Below are 18,086 nucleotides of genomic sequence, written 5' to 3'. Positions count from 1 at the left end.
TTCAAGAACGGGCAGAAACGCCCAAGGAGGCAACGATCATCCCCTCAATCTAATAAAACAATTATCTCCTATCAGACTGGAGATGTAAAGAAGTAGGTCTAAGGGTTTATAGGTATCCCTTGAACAACCTAAATACATTATACAAGGAGGCTATATGATGATAATGCATAGGAACAATGGTTGGGTGCGGAGGATATCTCCGCTTTAAAGGAGAAAGACATGATAACAGAGAAATTAAGAATAGATGGTATCCCTGCGATTCTGTGGGGAAAAGAAAGCAGCAAGTGGATGATAGCGGCTCATGGAAGCCATTCGTCTAAAATCGATGACTGCATATGGATACTGGCAGAGGAAGCGCAGATCTTGGGGTATCAGGTGTTAAGCTTTGATTTCCCCCGGCATGGCGAGCGCGTATATGAGACAGAACATTGCATGGTGCAGCAGTGCGTGCGGGAACTGGCACAGGTTATGGAGTACGCAAGGAAGAGGGCAGACCATATAAGCATTTTCGGATGCAGCATGGGTGCTTACTTCAGCCTTCTGGCGTACGGGCAGGAGAAGATAGAACATGCACTGTTCTTATCTCCGGTGACGGATATGGAACGTGTGATTCAAAACACGATGAAGCAGTTTCAAGTATCTGAGGAACGGCTGCGGGAAGAGAAGGTAATAGAGACGCCCTTTGAACCGCTTATCTGGGATTACTACTGTTATGTTAGAGAACACCCGGTCCTGTCATGGAACCATCCCACATCTATCCTGTACGGAGAACATGACAATATCTGCGAATATGAATACGTCAGTGCGTTTGCTGAAAAGAATGAATGCCATCTGGAAGTACAGCCGGGAGGAGAGCACTGGTTCCACACGGAGGAAGAGCTGGCGTATTACAGAGACTGGCTGGGACGCAGGCTGTAAGTTCTGCCAAATGAAGGTTGGTGATAGTAATGACGGATGTTATGACGAAGGAGCAGCGGAGCAAGACGATGAGCCGTATCCACCGGCAAGACACCAGTATCGAAGTGAAGCTCAGAAAAGCGCTGTGGAACAGGGGATACAGATACCGGAAGAATTATAAGGGGCTTCCAGGCTCTCCTGATATCGTCCTCACGAAATATCATATCTGCATCTTCTGTGACAGCGAGTTCTTCCACGGAAAGGACTGGCTCGTTCTTCGGCCGAAGCTTGAGAGAGGGAATAATCCTGGCTACTGGGTCAGGAAAATATCCAGAAATATGGAAAGGGACGACGAGGTGGACAAAAAGCTGCTGTTCATGGGTTGGACGGTGATACATTTCTGGGGAAAAGATATTCTCAAAAATACGGATGAATGTATAAAAGTAATTGAAGAGACCATATTTGAAGACCGTTTACAAGATATTGAACTGGATGAAATGTGAGAAAGGGATAAGCTATGCTGCCATATGATAAGACGGATCCTGCCTCTATAGAGGCCTACGCTAAGGGACTGACAGGCAAGACGTTCCGCCAGGTACTGGAGGAAAGCCGGTATCTGGACTTTGCCGTGAAGGACAGCAAGATTGATTACAGCAACCCGAACCAGAAGGGAAAGCTGGGGAACCTGCTGGAGGAGAAATACTTCGGTTATAAGGCGAACAGCGACCAGGAAGCCGACTTCCCGGAGGCGGGAGTCGAGCTGAAAGTCACCTGTTATGATGTGCTGAAGAACGGCAGCATATCTGCAGGAGAGCGCCTTGTCCTGACGATGATTTCCTACGAGGGTCCTGTGGAAAAAGATTTTTATAAGTCTCACGTGTGGGAGAAGTGCCGCAGAATCCTGCTCGTATATTACGAGAGAGATAAAAAGCTGGCGTACAATACGCTGTATAAGATTACATTTGCAGATATGGTATCACCGGCCCGGCAGGATATGCCGATCATCGTGCAGGACTATAACAGGATCATCCAGAAGATGGAAGCGGGAAAAGCCGATGAGCTCAGCGAGAGCGATACGCTCTATCTCGGGGCATGTACGAAAGGTGCGACGGCAGCTTCCAGCATGCGTCCCCAGTTCTATCCGCCATATACGCCGGCAAGAAAAAGGGCATTCTGCTTCAAGAGGCAGTACATGGATTATATACTGCACACGTATATCATGCCGGGAAGGACCACATATGAGCCACTGATTCGTGATGCAGAGGAACTGGCAGGAAGAACCTTTGAAGAGGTCATCACGTCCCGCGTTGCACGTCATTATGGAGCAAGTGACAAAGAGCTGTGCGACCTGTACGGCAGAGAATATAACAATAATAAGGCGCAGTGGTATGATCTGGCGTACCGGATGCTTGGCATCAGAGGGAACCACGCAGAAGAATTCCAGAAGGCGAACGTCGCAGTCAAGGTGATACGCCTGGAAGAAAACAATACGATAAAAGAGAGCATGTCTTTTCCTCCTTTTAAATCTAAGGAGCTGGCCGCGCAGACGTGGGAAGAATCGGATGTATTCAGGTATTTTGACGAGACGAGGTTTTTGTTCGTCATCTTTAAAAAGGCAGGAGATGTGTACTGCCTGCATAAGTGCCAGTTCTGGAACATGCCGTACCGTGATTTGAACGAAACAGTCAGAGACGGATGGGAAAGGGTGAAAGAAAGAATTATAAACGGTGTGAGCTTTCATATATCACCTACGAAAACGGGACATATCATCCACAATAACCTTCCCGCCAAGAAGGACAACCGGATTATCCATGTCAGGCCTCATGCGGCGAAAAGCGCATATAAGCTGGACGGATTTGTCTCGGGCAATATCGACAGAGACGCGGATGAGCTTCCAAGCGGCGAGTACATGACAAGGCAGAGCTTTTGGATCAACAATAGCTATCTGCTGGAGCAGCTGGAAGTTTAGCCGGGTAAGCTTAAGGTTATCCGGCGGTGTACGGCGAAGCGGTCCGGCCCATATGGGCCGGACCGCTTCGCCTGCGTTTAATGTACGATACCTTCATGGTATATTCTTAGGATTTCCGGTGCCATATCTGTGACAAGTTCTGTGACAAGTGCATTTCCCATCAGGAAGTAGCGCTGCCGGTTGCTTAAGGTCGTCTCTACCGTATTGCCATCCTCGAGCATCTGTATGCCATGCTTCGTCCAGTTGTCAGGGAAGGTCTGGATACGTTCTGCTTCCAGGGGGAGCAGGATCCGCTTCTGTCCCGTGGCCGGATCCAGTACGACATGGGAGGACCGGTTCACGGAACCTTCGCTTGTCAGCATTGTCCTGGCGGGAACGGACTCGTTATCAGGATACGGGCAGGTACCCTCAGAAAAGATATAGGTAAATCCTTCCTTTGTCGTCCGTTCCTTTTTCTTGGACTGCTTTGCTTCGATCCACGGAGCTTCGTTTTTGATATTATAACTGTCGTCTGGTGCGGGCACGAGTATAGAGCCGAGGATGCGGTCATTATCGGCTTTCACCGCAGCCGCCTTTTTCGTCGTGATGATACCGTCTGCCATATGGCCGGCCGTTTCAAACGTGAAAGCAAAAGATTCACTGATCTGTGAGATGTCAAGATCTCTTACCGTAGCCTGCTTACACGTCTTTTCCTCATAGGTACAGGGGAAAATGCTGCCAAAAAAATCAGGGTTTTCCCCGGCATATCTTAAATGATTCTTATACGCGAAGATAAACGTACGGCGCCTTTTCTGCGGCTTTCCATATTCAGCGGCATTGATGACCCGCCATTGGACATCATAGTCCAGTTCATCGAAGCATTTCAGGATGACGCCGAAGTCGCGCCCTCTCTGCGAGGCAGGTGATTTCAGCAGCCTGTCTACATTTTCGAGCAGGACATAGGAAGGAGATTTTGCCTCCAGAGTCGACCGGATGTCCCACCAGAGGATTCCCTTTGTTCCCTCTATGCCTTTTGAAGATTTAGGCCCTGCCACGGAATAATTCTGGCAGGGGAATCCCCCTACAAGCAGGTCAAAGTCCGGCAGCTTGTCCTTGGGGACCTGATGTATATCAAGGTTGGTGTACGGACGCAGGTCTTCGGCGATGGTATCTAACGGATAGTGCTTTATATAGCACTCATATGCAAATTGGCTTTTATAAGAAGGTTCCCACTGGTTGAAGAACACGGTTTCAAACTCATCGGAATAACGCTCCAGCCCATACCGGAAACCGCCGACACCTGCGAATAGTTCGCATACTTTCATATAAACAATCCTTTCTGTTCAGAATCTATTATATTATAAAGTAGGTGGAGAAATAAAACAAGCGGCAAATCATACTGTATAAAATTAGAGGGTTGCATAACGGACAAAGCATATTTATAATCATGACATACAGATGTCGTGATTCACATGCTATTCTGTTACCACAGACAAGATAAGGGGGATTGAAGATGGCATCAAGCAAAGAATTTGTAGAGTATATCGCGGACCAGCTCTCGGGTGCGGGCGAGATCACTTACCGGAAGATGTTCGGGGAGTACGGTATGTACTGTAACGGGAAGATATTTGCCCTGATCTGTGACGACCAGCTCTTCGTCAAGATTACAGAAGCCGGGCGTAGTTTCTGGCCGGAACTGGAGGAGGCGCCGCCTTACGAGGGAGCGAAACCATATTTTCTCGTAGAAGACATTGATGGCAGGGAGCGTCTTTGCATGTTGGCGGCAGAGACGTATAAGGAACTGCCCGAGCCAAAGCCGAAAAAGAAAAAGGCGGAAAGGAAAAAGAATGGATAAAGAGAAGGCGACAAAACTGGATTACAAAAAGGAATATAAGGACCTGTATCTTCCCAAGACAAAGCCCATGGTCATCGATGTGCCGGAGATGATTTTCATACAGGTAGAAGGGGAGGGGGATCCGAATACGGCCGACAGCTATAAGAATGCGCTGGAAGTATTATACGGCCTGTCCTTTGGCATCAAGATGAGCAAGATGAGCGGCAGCCAGCCAAAGGGATATTTTGAATATGTCGTGCCGCCGCTGGAAGGACTCTGGTGGATGGAAGGAGATAAATATCTGGGGACCACGGGTCTGGCCGGACAAAAGGACAAGTTCCAGTGGATATCGATGATCCGGCAGCCTGAATTTGTCACACCGGACGTATTTGAATGGGCAAAAGAGAATCTGAGGAAGAAGAATCCGGACATCGACCTTTCATCCACGAGGCTCGTGACATACACGGAAGGCCTCTGCTGCCAGGTCATGCACATCGGCCCGTACGACGATGAACCGGCTACGATAGAGAAGCTGGGACGGTTCACCGAGGAAAGCGGATATATATGTGACATAGGGGAAGAACGCCGCCACCACGAAATCTATCTCGGAGACCCGAGGCGGACGAAGCCGGAACGGCTGCGGACCGTAATCCGGCATCCGGTCAGGAAAGCGTGATACCGCTATTTTCTGCTGTAAAAGATATCCTGAAAAATAGACGGTAAAATATGTCCACATCTGTTGGTTTTGTGATAGAATGTGTATAGAGTTTTGCATTGATATAACAAACTATGATTTTGAGGGCAGATGTGGAGCAAGAACGATATGCCGGATGATAATCTCATAAATTATGTGAGCAGCATCATGGACGAGCTTCTGACCGGAGAAGGCGAATATGGGCTTGAGAGGACCGGCTACGGAGCGTTTAATGATAATCTGGAGAAGCTGGGCGGAAGATGGGAACAGATTAAGGCGGAAATAGCCGAAGTGAGGAAGGGGAACGATAAAGATACGCTCCTTAAGTCAAGCGACGCGCTGTTTGATATTGCAAACGATACAGTATTTTCCATAGAAAAGTATTTCGTAATGCGTTCCGCATCTCTGGCCAGGCAGCTGATTGTCATGGGTGTATTCTGCTTTCTGATCGGCATAATCATAATCGGATATTATGTACGGGAATATTTCAGGCTCCGTAAAAAAACGGAGACGCTGGCGGATATGGCGGGACGTGACAAGCTTACAGGTGCTTTGACAACAGAGCGCTTCTATGCGGACGCGCAGAAGGAGCCGAAGCACTTATACGTTGGATAAACGCTGACGGAGAGTTCATTACTCCGGGAGAATTTATCACCCTGTTTGAAAAGAACCACAGCATAAGAAAGCTGGATCAGTATGTATTCGAGACAGTGTGCCGGCTGAACATCAAGGCGGTAGCGGAAGGGATTGAGACGGAGAGCCAGGTTGCCTTCCTGAAAGAGTGCGGCTGCGACTATATACAAGGCTATTACTACTATAAGCCGATGCCGGCGGAAGAGTTTGCTGCAGAACTGGACAGGCAGTCGGGAAAGGCTGTTTAGCATTGGGCATGTACAATATTGAAGGATAGTTGAAAAAATGCCCCCTTCAGTTGAATACACGTCCATTGTGGATGTACCCGCCTTTGCTGTAAAATAAATATAACAGGCAGAACAGCGGAGGTGGATGCATGAAAGAAGAATTAGGAAGAACAATACAACAGTTACGAAAAGTACAGTGCTATACGCAGGAACAGATGGCGGCCGCGGTGGGGGTGTCTGTCGCGGCGGTATCAAAGTGGGAGAATGGCGTGAGCTGCCCCGATGTCACGATGCTCCCGGTGCTGGCGAGATATCTGGACACGGACGTCAACACGCTGCTGTCTTTCCACAAAAAGCTGGCGGAGGCTGAAGCAGCCTCGCTAATCAATAGGCTGACGGATATATTCTTTGACAGCGGATTTGAAGCAGCCTATGCCTTTCTGATGGAAAAGATAAGGGAGTATCCCGGCAGCGACATGCTTGTGCTGAATGGAGTTATGGCATTGAGCGGCGCACTGGTCATGAACGGAGACCGGGAGGCGGCAGAACGTTATGAAGAAGAGATAGAACGGCTGTATGAAAAGGCAGCTGAAAGCGAAGATCCTGCCGTCTGCAGCCAGGCGCGGTACATGCTCGCCTCAAGATATATGGGGCGGGGAGATTACGACAGGGCAGAGGCATTGATTGACAGGCTGCCCGACGAACCGGCTTATGATAAAAGGCAGATGCAGGCGAATCTCTGCCTTGCACGCAATCAGCTTGCGGATGCGGGGGAGATGGAAGAGAGGAAGCTGATGCTTGCCGCCAGCAGCCTGAGCATGGTGCTTGTCACCCTCATTGAGATAGCATTCAGGGAAGGCCGGACAGAAGACGCCCGATATCTGGCAGAGGCTGCCGAGCGTACGGCCCGTGCCCTGGACATGTGGGAATATACGGCGCAGCTGCCGTGGCTCGAGCTGTACACACATATGGAGGACAGGGACAACTGCCTGAAAACACTCGGATCCATGCTTGCATCGGTGACAGACGGGTGGGATTACACCGCTTCCCCGCTGTACAGGCACATGAGGAAGAGGGCAGGGGAAGAGGGGCTTGGCTCCAGAATGAGGGAGATGCTCCTATCCACAGTAGAATCCACAGTAGAGCATGACGGAAGATATGCTTTTCTTAGGGACTCGGAATAATGGAACATGATAATATCCGCCGGAGGCGGAACGGACAGGGGTGCTGGACGAGATGAAACGTAAGGTAGACTTAAAGGATATATCAGACGGGAGACTGTATTCGTCCAATGACATGGTACGGGCAGACTGCTATAACTGCGAAGGGTGTTCTGCCTGCTGCCGCGGGATGGGGAGCTCCATCGTGTTGGACCCGCTTGACATTCAGAGGCTGTGTAAAGGGCTGTCCGTAAGCTTTGACGGACTGATGGAGCGGCATATAGAACTCCATGCAGAGGACGGCATGATTGTGCCGAATCTGAAGATGGACGGGAAGGAAGAAGCCTGCGCGTTTCTCGATGCCAGGGGCAGATGCAGCATCCATCCTTTCCGCCCTGGCCTATGCCGTCTGTTCCCGCTTGGCCGGTACTATGAGGAAGATGGGTTCCGGTATTTCCTCCAGATCCACGAGTGCAGGAAGAAGGACAGGGGAAAGACTAAGGTAAGAAAATGGCTCGACACGCCGGACCTTAAGGCATACGAACAATACATAACAGACTGGCACGGATTTCTGACAGGCTGCCAGGAGGCCGCGGGAACGCTCGATGAAGAACAGGCGCGTATCCTTAACCTGTTTGTGCTGAAGACGTTCTATCAGTTAGGTTACAAGACCGAAGATTTCTATCAAGAATTTTACACCAGGCTCAGCCAGGCGAGAGAAAAGCTTGGCATCTGATGCAGATAGCAGAACACAGGATGTAAAGGACGTGGGGCAGCAGCCACGTCCTTTTTTATGTCTTTATCTGTCGAAAATTGTAAATATATGGAACGAATCATCTTACGGATTCCCCTGTCCATGCTATAATAGTGTCAATCAGATAAATTACGTAAAGAGGTGTTACTATGTACATAGCAGATCTGCACATCCATTCCCGTTACTCAAGAGCCACGAGCAAAGACTGTACTCCGGAACATCTGGATCTATGGGCCAGGCGGAAAGGCATCCACATCGTAGGCACCGGGGATTTTACACATCCGGCATGGAGGAAAGAGCTGGAGGAAAAGCTCGTGCCTGCCGAAGAGGGGCTGTATGTCCTGAAGCACGAATATCGTATAGAAGACGGATTGGACACAGGTGGTCCGGCGCCCCGCTTTATCATTACCGGGGAGATAAGCTCCATATATAAGAAGGGGGACCGCGTCCGGAAAGTGCATAGCCTGATACTGCTTCCGGGACTTGAAGCCGCGGAGGTGATAGCGGGGAAGCTGGAAGCCATCGGCAATATCCATTCCGACGGCAGGCCCATTCTTGGGCTGGACTGTCATGATCTGCTGGAAATCGTTCTGGAGCTTTGCCCCGACGCCATCTTTGTACCTGCGCATATCTGGACGCCGCATTTTTCCCTGTTCGGAGCCTTCTCAGGATTCGACACGGTGGAGGAATGTTTTGGGGACCTGTCGCCTTACATACACGCCATGGAGACAGGGCTGTCCTCCGACCCGCCTATGAACTGGCGTGTTTCTGCACTGGATAAGTACCAGCTTATCTCCAATTCAGACGCCCATTCTCCGGCAAAGCTCGGGAGGGAAGCCAATCTGCTCGATATCACGCTGTCTTATCCCGGGCTCAGAGATGCTGTCCAGTATGGAAAGGGGCTGTATGGTACGATAGAATTCTTTCCCGAGGAGGGGAAGTACCATTTTGACGGACACAGAAAATGCAGCCTCTGCCTGACACCTGCAGATACGGAAAGATATCACGGAGTATGCCCCGTATGTGGAAAGAAGATTACCATCGGCGTATCCCACAGGGTGGAACAGCTTTCAGACCGGGAGGAAGGCTATGTCAAGGCAGACGCCGCGGGGTTTGAAAGCCTGGTGCCCCTGCCGGAAGTAATCGGAGCTTCGGTAGGACATGCTCCCGCCAGCGCGGGCGTGCAGAAGGAATATATCCGTATGCTGAAGCGGCTCGGGACGGAGTTCGACATATTGAGGGCAGTACCGGTAGAAGAGATACGTGGCACGTCCGGTGCCCTGATTGCGGAAGGAATCCGAAGGCTCCGTGAGGGGAAGGTTGGCCGTGTGCCGGGATTCGACGGGGAATATGGGACGATCCGGCTGTTTGAGCCTCGCGAGATAGAAGAGACAAGCGGACAGATGGACTTCTTTGACCTGCTCGGCATGGGCAGGGGCAGTGCAGATGCGGCTGGAAAGGCTGCGATGGTGAATGATACTGTTCGACAGGAGAAGGAACCAAAGGAGAAGAGGGACAAAGAGCCGGTAGAGATAAAGATGAAGGAGCAGCAGACAAAAGGGCAGAGGACAGAGGCAAAGGGGGCGGTAGGAAGCGGGCTCAATAAAGAGCAGGAACATGCCATGATCTGTCCGGCACGTACCATTGCTGTCGTTGCCGGGCCGGGGACGGGCAAGACGAGGACGCTTGCCGCCCGTATCCTGTACCTGTTGGAGCAGAGAAAAGTAAAGCCGTCTGAGATAACGGCAGTAACCTTTACGAACGAGGCGGCCCGTGAACTGAAGGAGAGGATACAGAGGGAGGCTGGCAGCAGGCGGCGGATCGGCAGGCTTAAGACAGGCACCTTCCATGCTATCTGCCTTGCCTTCCTGAAGGAGCAGGGGCTCACGTTTTCAATCGTGGATGAGACAGAGGCGAGAGAGATTGCCGGTGAAGCGGCGAAGGAGGCCGGTATCCGTATAACGGGCAAGAAGCTGGCGGCCCAGGCGTCCATGGAAAAGTCAAGAGGGCTGCCGGAGGAGGAGCTGAGTCCGGAAGTAAAGGTATACAATCGGCTGCTCAGAGAGAGGGGGCTTTTTGACTTTGACGACCTGCTGCTTGAGACGTTGCGGCTTCTCGAGGGCAAGGCGGCGGACGGCTGGCAGAAGAGCTATGCTTATCTGTTCGTAGATGAGTTCCAGGACATCAATCCGCTGCAGTACAGGCTTGTGAAGGCGTGGAATGAGAACGGGAGAGAGCTGTTCGTCATCGGGGACCCGGACCAGTCTATCTATGGATTCAGAGGTGCGGACGCAAGGTGCTTTGCAAGGCTTGGGGATGACTATCCCGGATTAGAGACGATCCGGCTCACGGAGAATTACCGGTCCACGTCGGAAATCGTATCATCAGCGCTTCACGTCATTTCCGGCAATCCCGGCCATGCGCGCACGCTGCATGCCAACCGGGAAGGAGGCACGATCGTACGGCTTGCCGGTGCAGAATCGCCGATGGGAGAGGCTATATTTGTGGCGAAGGAGATTAACCGGCTGGCAGGGGGCATCGGGATGCTTGAAGCCCACGAGGCGGCACATGACCAGGGGGAGAGGAAGATAAGGGCGTTCGACGATATCGCCGTCCTCTACCGGACGCACCAGGACGCGGAGCTGCTGGAGACATGCCTGAAGAGGGAAGGCATTCCGTATGTCGTCGCAGGGAGAGAGTCGTTCCTTCAAGAGGACATCGTCCGGGGAAGCCTCCACTTTTTCCGGTATCTCGCAGATGAACTTGACCGGCATGCCAAAGAGCAGAGCCTGAAGATACTGTGGAACCTGGACCGGAATCCGGTGTCGGAAGAGGTGTTCGGGCGTATGGCAGAGAAGTACCGGCCGCTCTATGCAAAGGAAAAGCCGCAGAAGTTTCTCAAGCTGTGGATGCAGGAGATACAGGCTCCGGACAATCTGGCGATGAAGAAGCTGTCGCAGATGGCCGTATTCTATAAAGATATGGGAGAACTATCGGATGCACTCAGCCTTGGGGTGGAAAGCGACCTGAAGCGCTGCGGGGGCAGGCAGTACACTTCCGGAGCGGTCACGCTTATGACGCTGCACGGCTCCAAGGGGCTGGAGTATCCGGTTACATTTATCTTTGGCGTGCGAAAGGGGAAGATGCCGCTTGAAAGCGAACGGTACGAGGCTGACATGGAAGAAGAGCGGCGGCTGTTCTACGTCGGTATGACCAGAGCCGAAGAAGAGCTCATACTGACTTCGTCGGGAGAGGAGTCCGTATTTGTAAAAGGCATGCCAGACCGTATATTTACAAGAGAACAGGTTCACAAAAAGAAGAAAGAGGTGGCAGGTCATCAGATGAGCCTGTTCGACTTTTAGCATGGAGAATATTTCTGGTGGAGGACAGGGGACGTATGATGTATAATGTATAATGGAAACAGCAATATAATGACAGGAGGTACAAGTATGGGTGAATTATCTAGTCTGCCGAACATAGGTCCGGTAGTAGAACAGCAGCTGAATGAAGTTGGGATTACGACGGCCAAACAGCTCAGAGAGACAGGCAGCAAGCAGGCCTGGCTTAAGATTAAGGCGATAGATGACTCGGCCTGCATCCAGAGGCTGCATGGGCTTGAAGGGGCTGTCAGGGGCATGAAGAAGCGTGACTTGCCCCCGGAGGTCAAGGCGGAGCTTAAGGAATTCTATAATGCTGCAAAATAAAGCAAGGATACAGATGATCCTGTCCATGATAATCTTCGGCACGATCGGAGCCTTCGTGAAAGAATATCCATCTGCCGTCCGCAGAGATAGCCCTGTGGAGGGCGGTGGCGGCATTTCTCATGCTCACCGCGGTGGCAGCGGCCAGCGGGAAGCTTGAACATATCAGAAGCTTTAAAGGCCGGATAGGAATGTTATTCTGTTCAGGAGCCGCGCTTGCGTTCAACTGGATACTCTTATTTGAAGCTTACCGGTACACAAGCGTGGCGGTATCTACGTTGTGTTATTGTTTTGCCCCTACATTGGTCGTCATACTGAGCGTTGCCGTCTTCCGGGAGCGGCTGAAGGCAAAGCAGGCGGCGATACTGAGCTATATCGACCCGATGGTGGCGATCCTCGTCTCTTTTTTCGTACTGGGAGAGAACATTACCGTGCCACAGATAGCAGGGGGAGCGATGATCATAGGATTCGCCTTTCTGAATGAAGTGAATACGCAAGATAAGTTAGAAAGCAGGAAATGAAACATGAGGATTATCATATCACCGGCAAAAAAGATGAGAGCGGACAACGATGCATTTGCACCTTGCGGCCTGCCCTCTTACATAGACAAAACCGAATATCTGATGGAATATATGAAGTCCCTTACCTATGAGCAGTGCAAAGAGATATGGAGATGCAGCGACAAGATAGCCAAGCTGAACTACAGGCGGTTTCAGGAGATGGAGCTGTATAAGAACCTGACGCCCGCCCTCCTTTCTTATGAAGGAATCCAATATCAGTATATGGCGCCTGCCGTCATGGAAGAAGGCGCATTTGCCTATCTCCAGGAGCACCTGAGGATACTGTCCGCATTTTACGGGATGCTGCGTCCTTTCGACGGAGTCGTCCCGTACCGGCTGGAGATGCAGGCCAGGATGGGAGGACATAGCAGGTGCCCGGAATTAGATTCCCTGTATGATTACTGGGGAGCGGCGATGGCAGAGGATATAGCAGCCAAGGACCGGGTCATCCTGAATCTGGCCTCGAAAGAATACAGCAGGTGCATAACAAGATATCTGCGCGAGGACATCGCCTTTGTGACCTGCGTCTTCGGAGAACGGTCCGGCGGGAAGGTGATAGAAAAAGGGACGCTGGCTAAGATGGCGCGGGGAGAGATGGTGCGTTTCCTGGCGCAGAGCAAAGCCGGCAGCATAGAAGAGGTCAGGAAGTTCAAAGGGCTTGGCTACCGTTTCCAGGAAGCGTATTCGGATGACAGCACCCTCGTATTTTTAAAGGAAGCCAGAGAAAAGGAAGAAGCACTTACATGATTACGAAGAGAACAGACAATTTTGATATCGACCAGATCTGCGTATCCGGGCAGTGCTTCCGCATGGAGCGCACGGCAGGGGGGACATATTCTGTCATAGCCGGCGACCGGTATGTGGAAGTTGCGCAGGAAGAGGATAGGTGTACATTTTATTGCGGCGCTGAGGAGTTCGAGGCATTTTGGAGAGATTACTTTGACTTGAGTAATGACTATGGAGCATACATAGAGAGCATAGACACGAAGGACGAGTACCTGAGGAAAGCGGCTGAGGTTGGCAGCGGCATCCGGATATTGCGGCAGGATCTGTGGGAGATGACAGCATCGTTCCTCATATCCCAGCAGAATAATATTACCCGCATACGAAAGTGCATCTCCAATATCTGCGAGAAGTACGGAGAGAAAAAGGAGGCGCTGTCCGGGAGCACGTACTATGCCTTCCCACGCCCGGAAGCGCTCGCAGAACTCGGAGAGGATGACTTGAAGGAATGCAACCTTGGATACAGGAGCAAGTATGTCGTGCGAACGGCCAGATCCATAACATCCGGCGAGGCGGATTTGGATTACATCAGGAGCCTTCCTTATCCTGAGGCGAAAGCAGAACTGCTGAAATTATATGGAATCGGTGAGAAGGTGGCGGACTGTATCTGCCTGTTTGCGCTGCATGAGCTGGATGCGTTTCCGGTGGATACACATATCAGCCAGGCACTGAAGCGTCACTACCGCAGAGGATTTCCGAAGAGGCGTTATAACGGATACCGGGGCGTGATGCAGCAGTACATCTTTTACTACGAATTGAACGGAAAGCCTTGATATTGGGGCGGATGCGGAGATAAGTCTACGCTGCGTAGACCTGGTGGAACGTTGCGTGTATTGCATAGAACGCTGCAACTGCTATCATGATATACAAGAGCCGGCGGGACACATTGGCGTCGGCAGACAGGAGGCAAGGCATGGATTATAATAAGACCGGGCAGCTGATTGCCAGAAGGCGGAAAGCGGTGGGGCTGACCCAGAAAGAACTGGCCGGATATCTGGGCGTAACGAATAAGGCGGTATCTAAATGGGAGACCGGAGTTTCCCACACAAAAAGATATTAAGAAATAACCTGTGTTTGCCTGCTTGCAAAAATACTAATGTATAAGAGAATGGCATTTGGAATATAGTGTCTTGTTATCTTAAAAATAGATAGGAAATCGGAAATGTCCGCATAAATACAGTATCTATCAGCAAAACAACTAAAGAAAAAAGAAGAAAATTACAACAAATGAAAGAGCCTTATGTAACGACTTATAGAGCGTTATACAAAGTTATGGAAGAACGACACTTGAAACAGAGTGTCTTTTTCTATGCAGTGTAACAGCATACTATTTCATTTCTGCTTGATTACCTCAAAACTTATTAGTCTATGGTTTGTCAAGGGCTTGTTGCGTAAGCAATGCTGAATAGCACCCTTTACAAATCATGGACTGATAAGTAACTTTTCAAAAGCAGAAAAGAAATGACGATATTGAAGTATCATGGTATAATGTACATAAAGATAAATTGGAAATTTTTAAGGAAGTGAAATAAAAATGTGTGTGGAATGTTATGTTGATGAAAAAAGAATAACACCGCTGTTAAATCCGATAGAATGTTTACAAAATCATATGCAATATATTTGTGGGACTTGTGGACGGTGTATCTGTATTGAAAAAGAGCCTAAGCGTGGATTGCAAAGATGGAATTTCCCTTTTAAGTCATTAGAAATTGCAAAAATGTATTTGCGTACAGCTGATTACAGTATGAAAAAATCTTGCGGTATTTATGAAATAGAAAGTGAAAATGGCAGACGTTCCTATAAAATTTTTGCTAGTGATAATGATTTACAGTTGTACTTGAAAAAGAACAAAGGCAAATTTTGTAAATGTATGAAACCTATTTTCGCTGTTACAGAATACAAAGAATATACAAATACACAAATACGAAAATTGACTTCTAATGAAGTACAGCAATATATGTCAGAACGATAAATATGAAATTGTAGAGGTTAATTTATGAAAATCATATCATTGGTAGAAAATAGAACGAAATCAGATTGTATGGCAAAACATGGACTATCACTTTATATCGAAACAAAGACACATAAAATTTTATTTGATTTAGGTCCAGACAATACATTGTTTGACAATGCAGTTAGAAGAAATATTGATATTTCAAAGGTGGATACGGTTATTGTTTCACATGGGCACTTTGACCATGGAGGTGCTTTGAAAAAGTTTTTAGAGGTCAATTCTTTAGCTAATATTTATGTACAGAAAGAAGCTTTTGAACCACATTACAGCAAAACTTTATTTTTTAAAATACCAGTTGGAATTGATAGTAAACTCAAGTCAAATAGACAGGTGATACTGTTGGATGGTGATTATAAAATTGATGATGAATTATCATTGTTTACAGTGAGTAAAACAAATAAATTTTATTCTCCTGCTAATAATGCTCTTTATGGTGAAAATGGAAAAGATAATTTTAGACACGAGCAAAATTTGATTATTTCAGAAAATCAAGTAGTACTTATTATGGGATGTGGACATACTGGTGTTGTCAATATAATGGAAGAAGCAGAAAAGTATAAACCTGATTTTTGCGTTGGAGGTTTCCATTTATTCAATCCGCTCACAAAGAAAACAGTGTCAAAAGAATTGTTAAATGGCATTGTAACGGAACTTCAGAAATATAAAGATACTGAGTTTTATACTTGTCATTGTACAGGGAAGAAAGCATTTGACTATTTATCTCATCAAATGAGTAATATGCACTATATGTCTTGTGGTGAAAGTGTTGAAATTTAATATTTTAGAAAGTTAAATTCCAGTTTATGCGAAAGATACGCTCAAAATCTCAAAACCGACGGAGTGATCCAGACACGGTGGCGGAAGTCCCTAGACTTTCCGACACGCCAGCTTGCTGGCGAGGGGCTGATTCACTTCGTCGGTTGGGCGAGCTTGCGAGCTGTTCAAAGCCCCCGTTATCTAACAGGGGGGTACTATTACAAAAGACAAGAGAAAAAACAAATACAAAACTGCTGATATGCAACGATTTATAAGTTTATAAGAACTTATTTCACTTCACACCCTATTCTTTCTACCCGACAGGTCTAAAACAGCATATCAATAGAAAATAAATATAAGATACAAGGTGTATGCTCCTATGAGTATATGCCTTTTTTGATTGGAGGAATGAAGCATGAATGATATAGAATTTATTGAAACATTAAAGCAAAAGAGAAATGCCTGTGATTATTCGCAATCACGACTGGCACAGGAACTACAAATCAGCAGGCAGAACTTAAATGAAATTGAAAACGGAAAAACAAAAGCCAGTAAAGAAATGAAACATATACTTTTACATTATCTTGATTATTGTAATTGTACACAGCCTTTCACTTTAACGATTGACTATCTGCGTGTTCGTTTTCCTACCACAGACGCATTGGAAATTATAAAAAATGTACTGGCAATTAAAAGCGAATATTTTATACATGAAGATTACGGAATGTATGGTTATGAAGAACAGTATATCTATGGGGATATTAGTGTAAATGCTTCTAAAGATAGTTCTAGGGGTGTTTTATTGGAATTAAGAGGTATGGGGTGTCGGAACTTGGAATATGTTTTACAGGCAAGAGGGATAGACTGGTATTACTTTTTAAGATGTTGTATAGATTATCAAGGCGTTTTTAAACGCATAGATTTAGCAATCAATGATATGGGCGGATTGCTGGATATAGAAATTCTAAGGGAACGTTATTACGCCAACAAGGTATGGAAACGTTCAAGAACCCATGAAGCAGTAGACAGCGGAAAATTATCGGGTACAAATGGAGATACTGCAAAAACTTTTTATATCGGTTCAAAGAATAGTTCTATCTACTTTTGCTTGTATGAAAAAGAAAAGGAACAAAAAAGCAAGGGCATAAAAACAGACATTAAGAACCGCTTTGAAATTCGTTTAAAAAATGGAAAAGCAGGGCAAACGATAGAACAACTTGTTTTTTCAAGAAATCCCGAACAGACCATAGCAAGCCTTATCCTCACACAGATAGATTTTCCCGATTATATTTTATGGGATATATTTTTAGATAATGTAACGACCTCACTTCCGTTTATTATGACACCTGTTGCTGTCAATATGGATAAAACAAAACGCTGGTTAGAAAGACAGGTCATGCCCTCTTTATTGATGATAAAAGAGATTGAAAAGAAAACAGGAGCAAATTATCTGGAAGAAATCGACAGGCATACAAGACTAACAGAAAAGCAGGAATTAAAGATTAAACAAATGACAACAGACATAGCAGACATGATTGAGAAAGATACCGCTGTTCCACAAGGGAATGACGGTATTTTTTAATTTCTTCAAAAAAACTGCAACAAAACGACTACTTGTGTACAGATATGGTGCGAGGAAAGGAAATCTAACTTTTTTTGAAAACAGGTCATCAAATCGGTGGTTGCTGTCCCTATATGATGTGAAAGAAGAAACAATTTTTAATTTCAACTTAACATTTGACAGTTTTCATTCCCTATATGGAGCAAAGAAAATCTTTTATTCCATAGTTGGCAGTTACGGTGTTGCATGGGTAGTTAGGGTATGAAAAGAAAAATAATTTTTTCATTATCAACTTAGCAACTGGACGTTTGCTGTACAGATATGAAGTGAAAAGAGAAAAAGTTTTGAATATTGGTTACGCTTCTGCTCTTTTCCAACGCGGTATATAGGAAAGACGATTTTCTTCTTTCGTGTTCTTTGACAACTGAATAAAGCAATTCAATACGTTTGACAGACAGCGAGCCATTGAAGCAGATACGCCATGACCTTTCCCCTGCAAAAGCGAGCGAACCCTATTTGTGTTCCTGTAAAAGACTTGTCCTCTTTTATCGCCATGACCTGTTC

General features: G+C 47.5%; 19 protein-coding genes and 1 pseudogene. 19 read left to right on the top strand and 1 reads right to left on the bottom strand.

Features of this window, described 5'->3' with window-relative positions; all coding sequences use genetic code 11:
* The first annotated feature begins 219 nt into the window (after positions 1 to 219).
* Genes E1963_RS09660 through E1963_RS09650 form a run of 3 tightly spaced genes read left to right on the top strand, consistent with a single transcriptional unit; the run spans position 220 to position 2,866 of the window.
* The gene (locus tag E1963_RS09660) at positions 220 to 918 is read left to right on the top strand and encodes an alpha/beta hydrolase (RefSeq protein WP_132277496.1); all 699 of its coding nucleotides are present in this window, start codon (positions 220 to 222) and stop codon (positions 916 to 918) included.
* 29 nt (positions 919 to 947) lie between these two features.
* Positions 948 to 1,400, top strand: coding sequence for a very short patch repair endonuclease (locus tag E1963_RS09655; RefSeq protein WP_132277494.1), 453 nt, complete (start codon positions 948 to 950; stop codon positions 1,398 to 1,400).
* Between the two features lie 14 nt (positions 1,401 to 1,414).
* Entirely contained in the window at positions 1,415 to 2,866 is a 1,452-nt protein-coding gene (locus tag E1963_RS09650) for a Sau3AI family type II restriction endonuclease (RefSeq protein ID WP_132277492.1), read from the top strand.
* Between the two features lie 77 nt (positions 2,867 to 2,943).
* On the opposite strand, the gene dcm is transcribed toward E1963_RS09650, so the two are convergent.
* A complete protein-coding gene (gene dcm / locus E1963_RS09645; protein ID WP_132277490.1) occupies positions 2,944 to 4,170 on the bottom strand; it encodes a DNA (cytosine-5-)-methyltransferase in 1,227 nt (408 codons plus the stop codon).
* Positions 4,171 to 4,358: 188 nt separating this feature from the next.
* On the opposite strand from dcm, the gene E1963_RS09640 reads away from it, so the two are divergent.
* The 16 genes and pseudogenes from E1963_RS09640 to E1963_RS09570 all read left to right on the top strand — a co-directional run bounded on the left by E1963_RS09640 (position 4,359) and on the right by E1963_RS09570 (position 17,543).
* Positions 4,359 to 4,700, top strand: coding sequence for a TfoX/Sxy family protein (locus E1963_RS09640; protein WP_132277488.1), 342 nt, complete (start codon positions 4,359 to 4,361; stop codon positions 4,698 to 4,700).
* A complete protein-coding gene (locus E1963_RS09635) occupies positions 4,693 to 5,355 on the top strand; it encodes a GyrI-like domain-containing protein (protein ID WP_132277486.1) in 663 nt (220 codons plus the stop codon). The genes E1963_RS09640 and E1963_RS09635 overlap by 8 nt, the downstream gene beginning before the upstream one ends.
* A gap of 147 nt (positions 5,356 to 5,502) precedes the next feature.
* Positions 5,503 to 5,988 carry a hypothetical protein gene (locus E1963_RS09630; RefSeq protein ID WP_132277484.1) on the top strand — a complete coding sequence of 162 codons (486 nt, stop codon included), beginning with the start codon at positions 5,503 to 5,505 and terminating at the stop codon, positions 5,986 to 5,988.
* A pseudogene (locus E1963_RS22645) lies at positions 5,976 to 6,032 on the top strand (hypothetical protein); the annotation flags it as partial. The gene E1963_RS09630 and the pseudogene E1963_RS22645, both read left to right, overlap by 13 nt.
* A 51-nt stretch (positions 6,033 to 6,083) precedes the next feature.
* Entirely contained in the window at positions 6,084 to 6,254 is a 171-nt protein-coding gene (locus tag E1963_RS20585; protein ID WP_243117659.1) for an EAL domain-containing protein, read from the top strand.
* Positions 6,255 to 6,382: 128 nt separating this feature from the next.
* A complete protein-coding gene (locus E1963_RS09620) occupies positions 6,383 to 7,417 on the top strand; it encodes a helix-turn-helix domain-containing protein (RefSeq protein WP_132277480.1) in 1,035 nt (344 codons plus the stop codon).
* A 52-nt stretch (positions 7,418 to 7,469) separates the two neighbouring features.
* Entirely contained in the window at positions 7,470 to 8,129 is a 660-nt protein-coding gene (locus tag E1963_RS09615; RefSeq protein WP_132277478.1) for a YkgJ family cysteine cluster protein, read from the top strand.
* Positions 8,130 to 8,296: 167 nt separating this feature from the next.
* Positions 8,297 to 11,509, top strand: a complete 3,213-nt coding sequence (locus E1963_RS09610; RefSeq protein ID WP_132277476.1) for a UvrD-helicase domain-containing protein — start codon at positions 8,297 to 8,299, stop codon at positions 11,507 to 11,509.
* A gap of 87 nt (positions 11,510 to 11,596) precedes the next feature.
* The gene (locus E1963_RS09605) at positions 11,597 to 11,851 is read left to right on the top strand and encodes a TfoX/Sxy family protein (protein ID WP_132277474.1); all 255 of its coding nucleotides are present in this window, start codon (positions 11,597 to 11,599) and stop codon (positions 11,849 to 11,851) included.
* A 104-nt stretch (positions 11,852 to 11,955) separates the two neighbouring features.
* The gene (locus E1963_RS09600) at positions 11,956 to 12,369 is read left to right on the top strand and encodes an EamA family transporter (RefSeq protein ID WP_243117658.1); all 414 of its coding nucleotides are present in this window, start codon (positions 11,956 to 11,958) and stop codon (positions 12,367 to 12,369) included.
* Between the two features lie 3 nt (positions 12,370 to 12,372).
* Entirely contained in the window at positions 12,373 to 13,155 is a 783-nt protein-coding gene (yaaA, locus tag E1963_RS09595) for a peroxide stress protein YaaA (RefSeq protein ID WP_132277472.1), read from the top strand.
* Complete coding sequence (locus E1963_RS09590; RefSeq protein ID WP_132277470.1) at positions 13,152 to 13,964, top strand: DNA-3-methyladenine glycosylase family protein; 813 nt, start codon at positions 13,152 to 13,154, stop codon at positions 13,962 to 13,964. Before yaaA ends, E1963_RS09590 begins: the two co-directional genes overlap by 4 nt.
* Positions 13,965 to 14,104: 140 nt before the next feature.
* Entirely contained in the window at positions 14,105 to 14,251 is a 147-nt protein-coding gene (locus E1963_RS09585) for a helix-turn-helix domain-containing protein (protein ID WP_132277468.1), read from the top strand.
* A gap of 474 nt (positions 14,252 to 14,725) precedes the next feature.
* Complete coding sequence (locus E1963_RS09580) at positions 14,726 to 15,163, top strand: hypothetical protein (protein ID WP_132277466.1); 438 nt, start codon at positions 14,726 to 14,728, stop codon at positions 15,161 to 15,163.
* A 24-nt stretch (positions 15,164 to 15,187) separates the two neighbouring features.
* Complete coding sequence (locus tag E1963_RS09575) at positions 15,188 to 15,982, top strand: MBL fold metallo-hydrolase (RefSeq protein ID WP_132277464.1); 795 nt, start codon at positions 15,188 to 15,190, stop codon at positions 15,980 to 15,982.
* A 394-nt stretch (positions 15,983 to 16,376) separates the two neighbouring features.
* A complete protein-coding gene (locus E1963_RS09570; protein ID WP_132277462.1) occupies positions 16,377 to 17,543 on the top strand; it encodes an XRE family transcriptional regulator in 1,167 nt (388 codons plus the stop codon).
* Positions 17,544 to 18,086: the final 543 nt, after the last annotated feature.

The sequence above is a fragment of the Extibacter muris genome (genome assembly GCF_004345005.1).
In the GTDB taxonomy this organism is placed as follows: domain Bacteria; phylum Bacillota; class Clostridia; order Lachnospirales; family Lachnospiraceae; genus Extibacter; species Extibacter muris.
This window is presented reverse-complemented; position numbering and strand designations above follow the sequence as displayed.